The 14,295-nt window shown below is 39.8% G+C and carries 13 protein-coding genes and 1 pseudogene; 9 read left to right on the top strand and 5 right to left on the bottom strand.

The window, feature by feature from the left end; genetic code table 11:
- Positions 1–16: 16 nt before the first annotated feature.
- The 4 genes from AAHB12_RS12175 (at position 17) to shc (ending at position 6,275) form a co-directional block, all read left to right on the top strand.
- A complete protein-coding gene (locus AAHB12_RS12175; protein ID WP_129729614.1) occupies positions 17–409 on the top strand; it encodes a gamma-glutamylcyclotransferase family protein in 393 nt (130 codons plus the stop codon).
- 407 nt (positions 410–816) lie between these two features.
- Positions 817–1,989, top strand: a complete 1,173-nt coding sequence (locus tag AAHB12_RS12170) for a Gfo/Idh/MocA family protein (RefSeq protein WP_342045499.1) — start codon at positions 817–819, stop codon at positions 1,987–1,989.
- Positions 1,990–2,398: 409 nt separating this feature from the next.
- Positions 2,399–4,018 carry an ABC-F family ATP-binding cassette domain-containing protein gene (locus AAHB12_RS12165; protein ID WP_342045498.1) on the top strand — a complete coding sequence of 540 codons (1,620 nt, stop codon included), beginning with the start codon at positions 2,399–2,401 and terminating at the stop codon, positions 4,016–4,018.
- Between the two features lie 364 nt (positions 4,019–4,382).
- Positions 4,383–6,275, top strand: a complete 1,893-nt coding sequence (gene shc, locus AAHB12_RS12160) for a squalene--hopene cyclase (RefSeq protein ID WP_129729608.1) — start codon at positions 4,383–4,385, stop codon at positions 6,273–6,275.
- 49 nt (positions 6,276–6,324) lie between these two features.
- Here shc and AAHB12_RS12155 read toward each other — a convergent pair whose 3' ends face one another.
- From AAHB12_RS12155 to AAHB12_RS12145, 3 genes are all read right to left on the bottom strand, one after another.
- Positions 6,325–6,492: a DUF4021 domain-containing protein gene (locus AAHB12_RS12155; protein WP_129729606.1), complete on the bottom strand. Its 168-nt coding sequence runs from the start codon at positions 6,490–6,492 to the stop codon at positions 6,325–6,327.
- 199 nt (positions 6,493–6,691) lie between these two features.
- A complete protein-coding gene (locus AAHB12_RS12150) occupies positions 6,692–7,870 on the bottom strand; it encodes an NAD(P)/FAD-dependent oxidoreductase (protein ID WP_342045496.1) in 1,179 nt (392 codons plus the stop codon).
- A gap of 39 nt (positions 7,871–7,909) precedes the next feature.
- Positions 7,910–8,341, bottom strand: coding sequence for a DUF1641 domain-containing protein (locus tag AAHB12_RS12145; RefSeq protein WP_246040301.1), 432 nt, complete (start codon positions 8,339–8,341; stop codon positions 7,910–7,912).
- A 633-nt stretch (positions 8,342–8,974) separates the two neighbouring features.
- On the opposite strand from AAHB12_RS12145, the gene AAHB12_RS12140 reads away from it, so the two are divergent.
- From AAHB12_RS12140 to AAHB12_RS12130, 3 genes are all read left to right on the top strand, one after another.
- Positions 8,975–9,205 (top strand): hypothetical protein, encoded by a 231-nt coding sequence (locus tag AAHB12_RS12140; protein WP_342045495.1) that lies wholly within the window; start codon positions 8,975–8,977, stop codon positions 9,203–9,205.
- 300 nt (positions 9,206–9,505) lie between these two features.
- Complete coding sequence (locus AAHB12_RS12135; protein WP_342045494.1) at positions 9,506–11,173, top strand: peptide ABC transporter substrate-binding protein; 1,668 nt, start codon at positions 9,506–9,508, stop codon at positions 11,171–11,173.
- A 141-nt stretch (positions 11,174–11,314) separates the two neighbouring features.
- Complete coding sequence (locus AAHB12_RS12130; RefSeq protein WP_129729596.1) at positions 11,315–12,028, top strand: class I SAM-dependent methyltransferase; 714 nt, start codon at positions 11,315–11,317, stop codon at positions 12,026–12,028.
- An 85-nt stretch (positions 12,029–12,113) separates the two neighbouring features.
- Here the strand turns inward: AAHB12_RS12130 and AAHB12_RS12125 are convergent, their stop codons facing one another.
- The gene (locus AAHB12_RS12125) at positions 12,114–12,512 is read right to left on the bottom strand and encodes a hypothetical protein (protein ID WP_342045493.1); all 399 of its coding nucleotides are present in this window, start codon (positions 12,510–12,512) and stop codon (positions 12,114–12,116) included.
- A gap of 94 nt (positions 12,513–12,606) precedes the next feature.
- On the opposite strand from AAHB12_RS12125, the gene AAHB12_RS12120 reads away from it, so the two are divergent.
- A complete protein-coding gene (locus AAHB12_RS12120; protein ID WP_129729592.1) occupies positions 12,607–12,942 on the top strand; it encodes a hypothetical protein in 336 nt (111 codons plus the stop codon).
- Positions 12,943–13,415: 473 nt separating this feature from the next.
- On the opposite strand, the gene AAHB12_RS12115 is transcribed toward AAHB12_RS12120, so the two are convergent.
- A complete protein-coding gene (locus AAHB12_RS12115; protein WP_342045492.1) occupies positions 13,416–13,736 on the bottom strand; it encodes a cupin domain-containing protein in 321 nt (106 codons plus the stop codon).
- On the opposite strand from AAHB12_RS12115, the pseudogene AAHB12_RS12110 reads away from it, so the two are divergent.
- Positions 13,727–13,987, top strand: a pseudogene (locus AAHB12_RS12110) (AzlD domain-containing protein); the annotation flags it as partial. The gene AAHB12_RS12115 and the pseudogene AAHB12_RS12110 overlap by 10 nt on opposite strands.
- Positions 13,988–14,295 lie beyond the last annotated feature (308 nt).

Raw genomic sequence — 14,295 nt, 5'->3', positions numbered from 1 at the left:
AGGAAGGAAGAAGATAATGGATTATCTTTTATTCGTATATGGAACGCTTCGAAAGGGGGAAAAAAATCATTATTTAATTCGCAAGGCGGAGTGTATAGAACAAAATGTATATATATTTGGATCGATGTATGATACAGGAGCTGGTTATCCAGCCATTCGGTTAGACGCCAGCCAGAAGGTATGTGGGGAATTGTATAGGATTGATGATGAGATGCTGCGGATAGTAGACCGTCTAGAGGGATATCGGCCTGAAAGAAACGAAAATTTGTATGAAAGAATACATATACAGGTCTTTGCAGAGGACAGGGAATACGAGGCTCTTGTATATGTTGCAGGCGCTTCGCTCAATGATTTAACAGACTGTATTCAGAGTGGAGACTGGGTGGAGTATAGGAAGAAGCGTATATGATTGGGCGATAAAGTTTGTACAAAAGCTTGTTTCTTCATATACTCTATGGTATGATAATGAAGCGATGAGCTGAATTGCATAAGTCGAAGAACATGCTTATAAAGCAAAACGTTTGGATGTGGCCTTACGGTTTTTCGCCGCAATACGCAGACGCCTATGTACATAGGCGTCTTTTTATTTTTGTATTAAAATTATTGAATTCAAAATAAAAAGTTTGTTATCTCTATCAACGGAATCTTCGCATTGGGGTTTTACTATGGCTCACCGTAAAAGGAAGAACATTACTGCTTTTATTAGATAAGGAATTTCATGTAAGCGTATTACTATCCATATTTGTTATAATTAGGTATAATTTTGATGCGGATTCATGTAAGCGGTTTAATAGAATTTGTGAAGGGAACTAATTCATGATGAAAAAATTTAATGTTGGTGTTTTAGGAATTGGGGATATTAGTGATGTTTACTTTAATAACTTAAAGAAGTATGACATCGTTAACGTGGTAGCATGTGCAGGGAGGGATCTTGAAAAAGCGCGTAAAAAAGCAAATCAACATAATATTCCAAAGGCATATGCAACTAGCAGAGAACTGATAGAAGATCCTGAAATAGATATTATTCTTAACTTAACTGTTCCAGAAGTCCACGCTCAGCTAACAATAGAGGCTCTACAAGCTGGTAAACATGTTTATACAGAGAAGCCATTAGGAGCAACCCTTGAAGAGGGTGAAAAAATTCTCGCTTTGTCTCAAGAAAAAGGTCTTTATGTAGGTTGTGCTCCTGATACCTTTTTAGGCGGACGTCTTCAAACTTGTAGAAAAATAATAGATGAAGGGAGAATCGGAGAGGTTATTGGAGCAAGTGCCTTTGTTGTTAGCCATGGTCATGAATGGTTTCATCCAAATCCAGAGTTTTTCTATAAACCAGGTGGAGGACCATTGCTTGATATAGGTCCTTATTATATAACGGCACTCTTATCTTTACTTGGACCAGTAAAAAGTTGCTGTGCTATGTCCAGAAGAACTTTTGATCAAAGAACTATTGAAAGTGAACCTAGACGAGGTGAAACCATTAAAGTTGAAGTAGATACACATATAACAGGAAATCTTGAATTTGTGAATGGCGCTATCGCAACGGTTATTACTAGCTTTGATGTTTGGGATTCAGAGCTTCCTAGAATAGAAATCTATGGTACAGAGGGAACAATTTGCATAAATGATATTGATCCTTTAGACGGACCAAACCTTTTTGGCGGACCTGTTCTTCTAAGAACAAAAGAGAACTACAGATGGAAAGGGCTTCCGAGACAAAGCTCATTCAGCGATTGGGAAGAAGTTCCAGTTATTCATCCGTTTAATGAAATCAGCCATCAAGAGAACAGTCGAGGAATCGGTCTTGTGGATATGGCATATGCCATTAGAGATCAAAGGGAAGAACGGGCGAGCGGAAAAATGGCGTTCCACTCTTTAGAAGTTATGGAGGGATTGCTGAAATCTGCAAAAGAAGGTTGTTTTTATCATGTAAAAAGTACTTTTGGGCGACCTGAACCGTTATCTATTGAGTTCCCTCAAAGTGAAGGATAGACAGCTTATCCGATAACACGGAAAACATGTGAAGCATCCTAATTAATGTTTATGTAAGTCACTAACATTATTACTAGGAAGCCTAAAGTGTTTTCCTTTTTTCATATATAAAGAAAGCTCGCTGATTGGCAAGTTGTCAGGCGAAGACAGAGGCGTAGCTGCACTTTATACTTTATTCCTAAAATTGCTCACTACGTCGAACAGTCTCCCCGCCAGAAATTTATGCTTTCTTAAAGCGCAAGGAAGGATTTATATGCTGAAACAGTTGCACTTGTTAAACACAGTGCTATATAATAGTATGGTCTAAAATTTGTGATTGGTAAGGTGCAATCTTGATCCCGCATTAAGATTGTCATAACATACATGGCAAAATCATTGCCAAATCTAGGTTTGTCTGGAGGAACACAATTTGATCCAAGTAAGTAATGTAAGTTTACGATACGGTGATAGAAAGTTATTTGATGATGTAAATATTAAATTTACGCCAGGAAATTGCTATGGTTTGATTGGTGCGAACGGTGCTGGGAAATCAACATTTTTGAAAATCTTATCTGGTGAAATTGAGGCAAATACAGGCGATGTAATTATTACGCCAGGCGAGCGTCTTGCTGTTTTGAAACAGAACCACTTCGAATATGAAGAGGTTGAGGTTCTGAAAACAGTTATTATGGGTCATACTCGTTTATGGAAGGTTTCTCAAGAAAAAGATGCCATTTACATGAAGGAAAATTTTACAGATGAAGATGGTATGCGCGCGGCAGAGCTTGAAGGTGAATTTGCTGAGCTGAATGGATGGGAAGCTGAGTCTGATGCAGCCATTCTTTTAAAAGGCTTAGGCATTGGCGAGGATCTTCACTATAAAAAAATGGCTGAACTGTCAGGTGCAGAAAAGGTAAAGGTATTGCTGGCGCAAGCTCTATTTGGTAAGCCGGATATTTTACTTTTGGATGAGCCGACGAACCACTTGGACATGAAGGCTGTTCGTTGGTTAGAGGATTTTCTGTTAAACTTTGAAAACACAGTAATCGTTGTGTCCCATGACCGTCACTTCTTGAATAAGGTGTGTACACATATGGCAGACCTTGACTTTTCTCGTATCCAAATTTATGTAGGTAACTACGATTTCTGGTATGAGTCCAGTCAATTGGCACTTAAAATCGGACAGGATGCCAACAAGAAAAAGGAAGAGAAAATTAAAGAACTTCAAGCGTTTATCGCACGCTTTAGCTCAAATGCATCAAAAGCAAAGCAAGCAACGTCTCGTAAGAAATTGCTTGATAAAATTACACTTGATGATATTCGACCATCCTCTCGTCGCTATCCGTTTGTAGGCTTTACGCCAAACCGTGAAGTCGGAAACGATTTACTGCGCGTAGAAGGCTTAACGAAAACGATTGATGGCGAGAAAGTGCTTGATAATGTAAGCTTTACGGTGAATAAAGGCGATAAAATCGCATTTGTTGGCCGCAGTGAAATTGCACATACAACATTATTTAAGATTTTATCAGGAGAAATGGAGCCGGATGCAGGTTCCTATAAGTGGGGCGTGACAACTTCTCAAGCGTACTTCCCACGCGATAACTCTGCTTACTTTGAGAATAGCGAGTTAAACCTAGTAGAATGGCTTCGTCAATTTTCTCCAGAGGATGAGTCTGAAAGCTTCCTTCGTGGATTTTTGGGCAGAATGCTGTTTTCCGGAGAAGAAGTGCTTAAAAAAGCGAGTGTATTATCCGGAGGCGAAAAAGTTCGCTGTATGTTATCGAAAATGATGCTCAGCGGTGCGAATGTACTTCTATTTGATGACCCAACGAACCATCTTGACTTAGAGTCTATTACAGCGCTCAACAACGGTTTAATTAGCTTTAAAGGTACAATGCTTTTCACATCACATGATCACCAGTTTGTTCAAACGATTGCGAATCGTGTAATCGAAATTACGCCAAACGGCATTATGGATAAGCAAACAACATTCGATGAGTATCTAGAAAACAGCGAGTTGCAAAAAACAGTAGAACAAATGTATGCATAGATAGTACAAGATTACAAATCAGAAGAGTGATTCTATCTGAGCTATGTAATTGCAGGAAGGCACCTTATTTATAGGTGTCTTTTTTGCACTGTAGGAAAGTATATATTTCTAGCTAGAAATGATTTGACGTAGTCAGAAATTTTAGGAATACAGTATAAGTAGGGCCTCTGTCTTCGCCCAAGAGCAGGGCTCGCCAATCAACGAGTTTTCTTTGCATGTTCTGAAAGGTATCTATTCCTTTAGCTAAGTAAGTTTGCGCTTATGCCTACCAAACTACAGAAGGTTTATCAGATGAATTTCCCTGCGATTTAAGGAATACATATTATGAGGGTATATGCTTTGATAAGGAGAGGATGGAGAGCGCATGTTGCATAAGGTGGAGGCTGAAATTAACCGAATTGTGAATGTGTTTTTTCAGGATCAATCACCAGATGGATCATGGAACTATCCGTTTGAGACTGGTATCGTATCAGATTGTTATATGATTATCTTATTGCGAACATTGGAAATCAAGGATGAAGAATTGATTAAGGCGTTAGTCGGGAGAATTATGGGCAGGCAAGAACAAAATGGGGCGTGGAAGTTATTTCGTGATGAGGAGGAGGGAAATATAACCGCTACGGTGGAGGCGTATTATGCTCTTCTTTATTCGGGTTATCGAGATAAATACGACAAGAACATGCAAATGGCGAGACAATTTATTTTATCTAAGGGCGGCGTTGCAAAGACGCATATGTTTACAAAAGTTATGTTAGCTATCACCGGACAATCTGACTGGCCGAGTGATTTTCCTGTCCCGATTGAAGTGATACTGCTTCCGGCGTCATTTCCAGTCAGCTTCTTTGATGTGTCTATATATGGCAGGGCAAACCTTATTCCGATTTTAATTCTTGTCCATCATCGATTTAGCATAAAAACAAAGCATGCTCCGGATATATCTGATTTGTTTCAGGAGAGCGAGGTTCTCTTTGTAAAAAATATCGATTGGAATGAAGATCGAGAGTTCAAATGGCAATCTGTTTTAACACTAATGAAACAAGGAATGGGAATATTCCAAAATTTACCGGCGCAGCTCCGCTCGATGGCATTAAGGCGAGCAGAGCAATATATGATAGAGCGAATTGAACCAGACGGAACATTTTATAGTTATTTTAGCTCAACCTTTTTGATGATTTTTGCTTTATTGGCTAGGGGTTATTCAAAAAGTGATCCGATCATCACTCATGCAATTCAGGGATTAAAATCGATGGTTTGTCAAATTAGAGGGGATCTGCACGTACAATATACAACGGCAACTGTTTGGAATACAGCGTTAATCAGTTCTGTTTTGCAAGGAGCAGGAGTTCCTTCTTCAGCAAAGGTGATTCAACAAGCGGATCAATATGTACTTTCCCGTCAGCATTCTAAATATGGAGATTGGGCGATTCGTAATCCCAATACAAAGCCAGGCGGCTGGGGATTTTCAAACATTAATACGATTAATCCTGATGTGGATGACTCAATCGCTGCTCTAAGAGCGATGCGGGTGTTTGCAACAGAACAGGATCCTTATCACGAGTCATGGGACCGAGGGATCAATTGGGTCATTTCTATGCAAAATGATGATGGTGGATGGCCTGCGTTTGAAAGAAATGCTAATAAACCATTTCTTACTTGGTTGCCTCTTGAGGGAGGGGAAGACATTCTGATGGATCCTTCAACGGCTGATATAACGGGGAGGACATTGCAGTTTCTTGGGGATTGCACACTTTTGAACAAAAATCATCAAATCATTAAACGTGGAGTAGACTGGCTATTAAATAATCAAAAAGAAGATGGCTCCTGGTATGGACAATGGGGAAGCTGTTATATTTACGGGACGTGGACTGCTGTAACAGGAATGTCTGCTATAGGTATGCCAGCAGCTGATCCTGCTATTCAAAAGGCGGTGAATTGGCTGCATGAAATCCAGAATCCGGATGGAGGATGGGGAGAATCTTGCAAAAGTGATATAGAAAAACGGTATGTGCCATTAGGGGCAAGTACGCGTACACATACTGCATGGGCGCTAGATACCCTGCTTATGACTTCAACTCAGGTTACGCCTGCAATTGAGCGGGGTGTAAGATTTCTAATAGATGGAAAGCAAGAGGATTGGGCTGCAGACTATCCAAAAGGAAGAGGGGTAGCAGGAATATTTTATATCCATTATCATAGTTATGAATATATTTGGCCGTTATGGACACTAGTTCGCTATAGGCAGAAATATAGTCCGTAACTTAGTTAAATAAAACAAGCATAACTTAGTAGCTATGCTTGGGAACTCTTCATTTTGTATGACTGTTATTTTCGATATCAGTTTCTGGTTGTCCATATAATCCGTTCATGGCTTGCTCATCCATATCCAGACCAATGGCAGCTTCACTTCGATTTCGATGCGGATTTTTATCCTGAGTATCACTCTGTTCTTCTTTTCTAGAGTATGGGTTATTCATAGCTATCACCTCCAATTTTTAAAATGCCCAAACCATGCAATCAGTATGCAAACTTGGCATACTGATCTCAGTAAAGTTCAATGGAGGGGTATGTATAATTTTGAGCATAACAAAAAGGCTTCGGGTGAGGAAGCCTTTTTGTGTAGGGTTATTCAGATAAACAAGGCTGTTCTTTTACCTTATTTAATATTCGCTCGGTTTAATAAGCTAAGCTGAATAACGCATGAATATGTGACATGTAACGAACATTGCTCGCTTCCTTCATTAAAGTTGCTGGAAGTCCTTTGAGCTGAGTGGAACTCGCTCCAATTGTAGCTACAGCATCTTTACGGCCGAGGCTCGCAAGTGTTCCGGAGTTAATTGGGCTAAACTCTTCAAAAGTTTTGTTTTCTAGGTATGCATATAGATTGTAGCCGATTTGTTCTCCCATCTGCCAAGCAATTTGTGCAGTTGGTGGGTATGGACGACCATCTGGAGCAAATAACACAGCACAGTCACCTGCAACGAATACATCTTCATGAGATGTGGATTGAAGATAATTGTTCACAGTTGCACGTCCGCGATTCACTTCAAGGCCAGATTCTCCTACTATAGGGCTGCCTTGTACTCCGCCTGTCCAAACGAAAGTATTCGCTACAATCTGCTGACCATCTTTTAGGTCAACTACATTTCCAGCAACATTTGTAACAGGAAGACCTAATAGGAACTGAACACCGCGTGCTTCTAAGCTAGTCTGTGCACGTTCAATAAGTACATCCGGTAGAACTGGAAGAATTTTTGGACCTGCCTCTACAAGAAGTAACTTCACTTCTTTAGGATCGATTCCGTAGCCTTTAGCAAGCTTAGGAAGCTTGTCCGCAATCTCACCAACAAGCTCAACGCCTGTTAAGCCGCCGCCGCCGATTAAAATAGTAGCATCAGCCTCATTTTTCGTTTTCGCATATTCACGAAGGCGATCCTCGATATGTTGGTAGATGTTGTTAGCATCTTCTACTGACTTTAACACAAGGCTATGTTCTTCAAGTCCTGGAATACCAAAGTAAGCCGTTTTGCTTCCTAATCCGACAACAAGAGCATCGTATGTTAAAGTAGAGCCATCTGAAAGCTTTACCTCTTTTTTATCTACTGAGAAAGAATCCACTTTTGCAATTTTAAGGTCGATATCCTTTCCTTTGAAAAGCTTCTTCAATGGGATAGAGATCGCTGGCTCAGCAATGCTTCCTGCTGCAAGACGGTGCAACTCCGTGATAATTTGGTGTGTTGGGTATTGGTTTACTACTGTAACTTGTGCATCAGCCTTGCTTAAATATTTGCGAACATTTAAAGCTGCTAGAAGTCCGCCATAGCCGGCTCCTAAGATGACAATATGCTTTGACATAGTTTATCCTCCGTCCTTACTGATCAAAATGTAAAAGAATTATTTTTGGATACTTTGTTCTTTGCTAACTTGAAGAAAAGCGTTTACAAAACGGAATAGTTTCTGTACTTGAGGGTCTTTCAGCATTTTTAAAAGACCAAACAGACCAATTACTTCATTGCTCTCTTCAGCACGATCCTTCGCTTCGATAGCAGTAGCTGCAATGTTCTTCACAGTATGTGTTACAGGATCCATAATTTCTTGAATCGCTCCAACTGTATCGCTTTTCAATACTTCATCAGTAGCGACTGATTGGGCAAATTCATAAGACTTAGTCAATATGCCTACAAGTTCAGTCAATTTTGGCAACTGTTCGATTAAAACAGTTAGGGACTGCTGAACCTCTGGTTTTAATAGCTGATCCAGTACATCAAGCTGTTCCAGATTAGCAGATACATTCGGCAATTCTTGTGTTTCTTTTGTTTGAGTCATTGTTCCTGACATATCCGATTCTCCTTTTTAAAAACAATATCGCTTGCATTTGATAATGAAAGAAAAAGACCTATCCCCCGTAGGGCTCCCAAGCTCTTAAGAGTTCGAGATAATTTTTGGTGGTTCAAAAATTTAGAAGCATCAAAATAAATCTTAAAATAAATCTTGCAATAAGTCTACTTTTAAATTTATTATTTCCCGATAAAAATTGAATTATGTCAGATTTTTGAACAAATTGAAAACCTATTGAAAATCGTTAAGGGATACGAAAATCACCTAGCCGTTATTAGAACATAATTTTAATTTAGAGAAAAATGTGCAAGCATATCGAAATGCTTGAGGTGTCTCTTTATATTTTTCCGTATGAACGGATTTATTATTTAGTTTGGATGTTAGTTGATTTTGCACCCCTGTTACATGCCAATCCTCCAGCTTGGTAAATAGTATGCGATAAGTTCTTGATAGGGGGAGCAGACGCCCTGTATATCCAATATTTACCTTAATTAATATAGTATGTTTAATATATAAGATACACGTAACAATCTGTTTTTTACAAAGGTTCGGTGCAGGCGACATTAACGTTTTACAGTCCTTCTACATACAATGGAATCGGAGGATGGAAAGGAGAGGGTGATGGACGTGTCCTGTATGATTCATATTCATTCCATTAAAATCAATAACATGGCCGGCAATTCTTCCCTTAATATTGGTTCAGCTTTTCATAGCAACCCCGCTGCAACGGCTCATAAACAGGCGGATCCAGCTCCTAGTGACCAGTCTCATATAGTCGGGAGTGACAAGAAACGCCGTGAGGAGCTCGTATGGAGAATTGGCGAGGGGTTAGGGATAACGGAGAAACAATAGCGGAAAATCATAGGAAAGAGCAGTGTGGTTTTGAAAAGATACTATCACCTCCTGATGCCCTAATCCAAAAAAAGGCGCAGGAATTTATGTTTGGACGCGACCTTTTTGTGGACTAGCTGCAGAATGATTCGATACATACGGATGATATCAATGTATTCCTAAAATTTCCTAATAGTATGGAGAAAAGAACTTCCTTGTGGAAAGAAGTTCTTTTCTCTTTTACATAGAAAAAGGATGGATGAGACATACTGGAATATACAGAAATTGGATATTTTATACAGGAATAGGAGGGCACAAAATATGAAAGGGAAAAAGTTATTAGCTAGTATAGCTTTAACTTTGGCAGCCAGCCTCGCTTTAGCTGCATGTGGCGGAAACAATGCAGATAAGCAGGAAACGCAGGGAGAGCTAGCTAAAAAGCAAGTGTTGAACCTGTTAGAAGCGTCTGATATTCCGTCGATGGATACTGTAAAGGCGACAGATCAAGTTTCCTTTATTGTAATGAACAATGTAATGGAAGGGCTATATCGTCTCGACAAGGATCAAAAGCCAACACCGGGTGTAGCTGAATCATATACCAAGAGTGAAGATGGAAAGAAGTATACCTTTAAGCTTCGTAAAGATGCTAAATGGTCTAACGGTGATCCTGTAACAGCAAACGATTTTGTGTTTGCCTGGAAGCGTGCGGTGAATCCGGCGACCGCTGCTGAATATGCCTATATTATGTTTGATATAAAAAATGCAAAAGCAATTAATGAGGGAAAAGCACCTGTCGATTCCTTGGGTGTCAAGGCAGTAGATGAGCATACATTTGAGGTGGAATTGGAAAATCCGATTCCTTATTTTCTGGAGTTAACTTCTTTTGCTACGTTTTACCCACAAAACGAGAAATTTATCAAACAGCAGGGGGAGCAATTTGGCAAAAAGGCTGAAACAATTGTTTACAATGGGCCATTTGTACTAACGGATTGGAAAACAGAGCAAGGATGGACTTACAAGAAAAATGTTAATTATTGGGATAAAGACTCCGTCAAGCTCGATCAAATTAATGTTAGTGTCGTCAAAGAACAAGGAACAATGGTGAATTTGTATGAGTCTGGTCAAGTAGACCGCACAGGCTTAACAGCTGAATTTGTGGACAAGTATGCATCTAGCGATGAGTTCCACACATCGAAGGATATGTCTATGTATTTCTTGCGGTTCAACCAAAAGCGTCTTGGGGAAAACACGCCTTTGGCTAACTTGAAGGTTCGGCAAGCGATTAGCTTAGCACAGGATAAAGAAGCATTAGCAAATGTATTGCTAAACAATGGTTCAACAGCAGCTTACTTTTTGGTTCCGGCTGAATTTGTTACAGATAAAAAGGGAAACGATTTCCGTAACATAAATGGAAATATGAATAAAACGAATGTGAAAAAAGCGAAAAAGCTATGGGAAGAAGCAAAGAAGGAGCTTGGTACAGACAAACTTACATTGGAGTTTTTAAACTATGACAGTGACAGCTCCAAGAAGGTCGGCGAGTATTTGAAGGAGCAGCTGGAGAAGAATCTGCCGGGGTTAACGGTAAACATTAAGCCGCAGCCGTTTAAGCAAAAGCTTGATTTGGAAACAAAGGGTGACTATGATTTCTCCTTCTCTGGCTGGGGGCCGGATTATCCAGATCCAATGACATTCATCGATTTGTTCGTAACTGGTGGAGCTCATAATCAAATGGGGTACTCGAATGCGAAATACGATGAACTTGTAGCAGCAGCTAAGGGCGAGCTTCTAACAGATACAAAGGCGCGCTGGGAGGCACTGGCGAAAGCGGAGAAATTATTATTTAAAGATGCAGCAATTTCTCCGTTATATCAAAAAGGTGTAGCTTTCGTACAGCGCCCGTATGTAAAAGGGATTGTAGAACATAATTTTGGCGGTGACTATTCTTATAAATGGGCTTATGTGTTAGAGAAAGAAGAAGCAAAGTAAACAAAAGGCAGAGGACAGATAGGTTGTTCTTTGCCTTTTATATTGCACTTTATCTGGTCTTCACAGCAGTGCAATGCTTTTTCTCACATTTTTTTCTTTTTAGGAATACATATGCAGTAAACCATAGTGAGGAGACTGTATATGTACTCGTACATTGACTTACTTGCCTTAATTGGAGTAGGAAGCGCTCATCCGGGCGGGTTTGCGTTAACGAAGTATTTATTGCAGCATATTCCCGTTCACTCTACAGCTTGTGTATTAGATGCTGGCTGCGGAACGGGACGCACAGCCGCGTATATTGCCAAAACATACGGCTGCTCTGTTACAGGAATCGATAGCCACCCTATAATGCTGCAAAAAGCTGAGAAGCGTATGAATAAAGAAGGTGTTACTGTAAAGCTTGTGCATGGAAGCGTAGAGGAGATGCCTTTTGCATCCCAATCTTTTTCACATGTAATGTCTGAATCAGTCATTGCTTTTACAAATATCAATAAAACGCTTAGAGAGCTGCGCCGCGTTCTTCAGCCTGAAGGTACTGCGGTGTTGCTGGAAATGACTGTAGAACGACCATTATCCACGCAGGAGAAAGAGGATATTGCTTCCTTATACGGCACAAAAGAAATTTTAACCGAGGAAGAATGGATGAGGCAGCTGCAGGAGGCGGGATTCTCGCATGCAGAAATAATGGGAGGCGGAACTATAGAGCAGCAAATGCATTTGTATGCAGACCTGCCTGACTGGGATTTATCGCCGCAAATCGAGCCGAGTGTATACACAGTATGGGCTCAGCATGAAGCGATTATTAGAACGTACGGTCATCTGCTTGGGCATCGTGTATTTCTATGTAAACCTTAGAGTGTTCTTTTGCATTGTTTCGGCTCTTTTTTGTCAGTCTGTCCGTATTTCCCATAAAGAGGGCAGACTGAGCCTGCCCTTTTGCCTAGAAGAAAAATAACGCAGCAAGAGCGATGCCGATAATAAAGCCAAACGCAAATTCGATGACAGCACCTGCACCGAAGTCACATTCATAGTCATAGCCGTAATCGCGGCCGAAATCGTCATAGCCGTTGTAGCCGAAGCCGAGATCGAATGCGCGCGAGTCCATTGGCTCAAGCCATACACTTTCGTCAGTGACGTCTACAACTCGCCCTAGATGGACTTGACCATTAATATCGTGGATGCGGACAACCTTGCCGTGGTATTGGCAGCATAAGCTATAGCATTGCTTAGGATTCATGAGGATCCCCCCTTTTCGTAACAGTATATGAACTTGTACAAGCTTTGCCTGTGCGACTTCACTAGTAAGAAGCTGCCGAACTAGAAAAGAAAGTTTTCTCATATCTTTCAGGGGTGGCGATTCTTTGTTCAGACGAATATCTTCTAGAAAACAGGAAAACCTACCGTTAGAAGAAAAAGGGTAGGAGGAGTTTACAGTGAATGGGTCTGATGTATTTCAAGTATATGAAGTTCCATGGAACGATTTTACCGATGCGCTGCGCAGCGAAATGAAGGAGCAGATTGGCGCTGACATTGTTGACCGGATTGTTTGCGATTTAGAAGACGGCTTTGAAGTATACACATATATTCAGGGGGATTTGGATTTTGATTTGAAAGATGCATTGGAGCGAAAGTATGGCACAGATGCCGCACTTCCAAATGTGTTAACCATTATGCTGTTATCGGAGATTTACAACACACCAGAGGAGAATATTCGTCTTCATGCTGATCATAAGCAAAATCCAGTTGTAGAGGTATACGTGAAACAATAAGAAGCATGAATACGGATGGGTTTGTCTATGAAAGGGACCTGATGGGGGTCACCTTTCTTTTTTGCTCTTCAATTACGTCTAAGCAGAATGATTTTAAGTTTACATAATAAAATTATCGTATATATCATTTCCTGAAAAATACAGGCATGTATCATCAATGAGTTATGTAAATGAATTACAAGATTTAGTGTAGTAGGTGACAGCCATATCTTGATAGTTTATATAGAAAATGTACTTTCCTAAGCTTATTTATGGAGTCTCAGTATGAATTTTAACGAAAATATCTACTGGCTAAGCAAATTTTAGCATGATTTCTTAGAAACGATTTAGTTTTGCGGCTATGTTGGTGTATATCACAGGCTCTTTGTTCGATTTAGAATATATCAGATTATGTAAATACAAAAGCCCTTCAGACCAGTTTAACCAGAGGGCTTTTTTGCATTGTACGAAAGTATAGCATTTTTGAGTGTTTATCATTTTGGATCCGGGTAGTACATCAGTAGAAAAAAGCTTGCTAATTTTTTTGAGGAATTTATATACTTATGTGCGATTGTTCCTGTAAATTGCAGGCCATCTCCTGAAACCAGTTCATGTTGCTCCCCTTCAAGATCAACGGTCAGTTCCCCCTCTTTTATTAATATATACTCTTCTCCTAAATGTGTTTTTGAGTCATGTATGCATCCTGGCTCAAGGCTCACTATGTAAATTTCAAACTTTTTTTCTGGATCATAAGGAAAAAAAGGATAGACAATATACTGTCCTTCATTATCTGTAAGAGTCTCTAATTGTTCCATTTCTAGTGGTTCGGAATATGACTTTACCCCAACCTGTGTTAAAGTGGCTGTCTTACGTACCGGTTTGTATTCTTACAGCTCTTGTAGTAGAGAATTTTATTATTCAAACTGACCATTCTTTAAAAATTAACTGGCCAGTTATTATCGTGATCATCCCTACTCTTTTGATTGCAATCCGAACAAAAAGCTTGTCAATTACTGTCGTTAGTGGTGTCGTTTTAATGGCTGTCTTACGATTTATTGTTTCATAGCAATCATGATAATGTATATAAGCCTCTGATAATAATTTTTAAGTTAATATATATTGATGATAGAGTTTAATATGTAAGCTTTCCGAATTCCCAAAAAAACTAAAATAGGAATTATCATTTCCTGCTATCACTCATTATACTAAAGAAAACTCGCCGATTGGCGAGCCCTGCCTCAGGGCGAAGACAGAGGCGTAGTTGCCCTTATACTTTATTCCTAAAATTTCTCGCCACGTCGAATTGGCTTCCAGCTAGAAATTTATACTTTCTCAAAGTAGAACATAAAAGCCCTTTAGGTTAACCAAAGGGCC

It is taken from the genome of Bacillus sp. OTU530 (assembly GCF_038440375.1).
This window is presented reverse-complemented; position numbering and strand designations above follow the sequence as displayed.

What these genes read in the sequence shown, in the direction of transcription:
- AAHB12_RS12140 (WP_342045495.1), top strand. Translation starts at nt 8,975, where the DNA reads ATGGACGTGTCCTGTATGATTCATATTCATTCCATTAAAATCAATAAC.
- AAHB12_RS12115 (WP_342045492.1), bottom strand. Translation starts at nt 13,736, where the DNA reads ATGGAACAATTAGAGACTCTTACAGATAATGAAGGACAGTATATTGTC.
- AAHB12_RS12145 (WP_246040301.1), bottom strand. Translation starts at nt 8,341, where the DNA reads ATGACTCAAACAAAAGAAACACAAGAATTGCCGAATGTATCTGCTAAT.
- AAHB12_RS12175 (WP_129729614.1), top strand. Translation starts at nt 17, where the DNA reads ATGGATTATCTTTTATTCGTATATGGAACGCTTCGAAAGGGGGAAAAA.
- AAHB12_RS12170 (WP_342045499.1), top strand. Translation starts at nt 817, where the DNA reads ATGATGAAAAAATTTAATGTTGGTGTTTTAGGAATTGGGGATATTAGT.
- AAHB12_RS12130 (WP_129729596.1), top strand. Translation starts at nt 11,315, where the DNA reads ATGTACTCGTACATTGACTTACTTGCCTTAATTGGAGTAGGAAGCGCT.
- AAHB12_RS12150 (WP_342045496.1), bottom strand. Translation starts at nt 7,870, where the DNA reads ATGTCAAAGCATATTGTCATCTTAGGAGCCGGCTATGGCGGACTTCTA.
- shc (WP_129729608.1), top strand. Translation starts at nt 4,383, where the DNA reads ATGTTGCATAAGGTGGAGGCTGAAATTAACCGAATTGTGAATGTGTTT.
- AAHB12_RS12155 (WP_129729606.1), bottom strand. Translation starts at nt 6,492, where the DNA reads ATGAATAACCCATACTCTAGAAAAGAAGAACAGAGTGATACTCAGGAT.
- AAHB12_RS12125 (WP_342045493.1), bottom strand. Translation starts at nt 12,512, where the DNA reads ATGAGAAAACTTTCTTTTCTAGTTCGGCAGCTTCTTACTAGTGAAGTC.
- AAHB12_RS12135 (WP_342045494.1), top strand. Translation starts at nt 9,506, where the DNA reads ATGAAAGGGAAAAAGTTATTAGCTAGTATAGCTTTAACTTTGGCAGCC.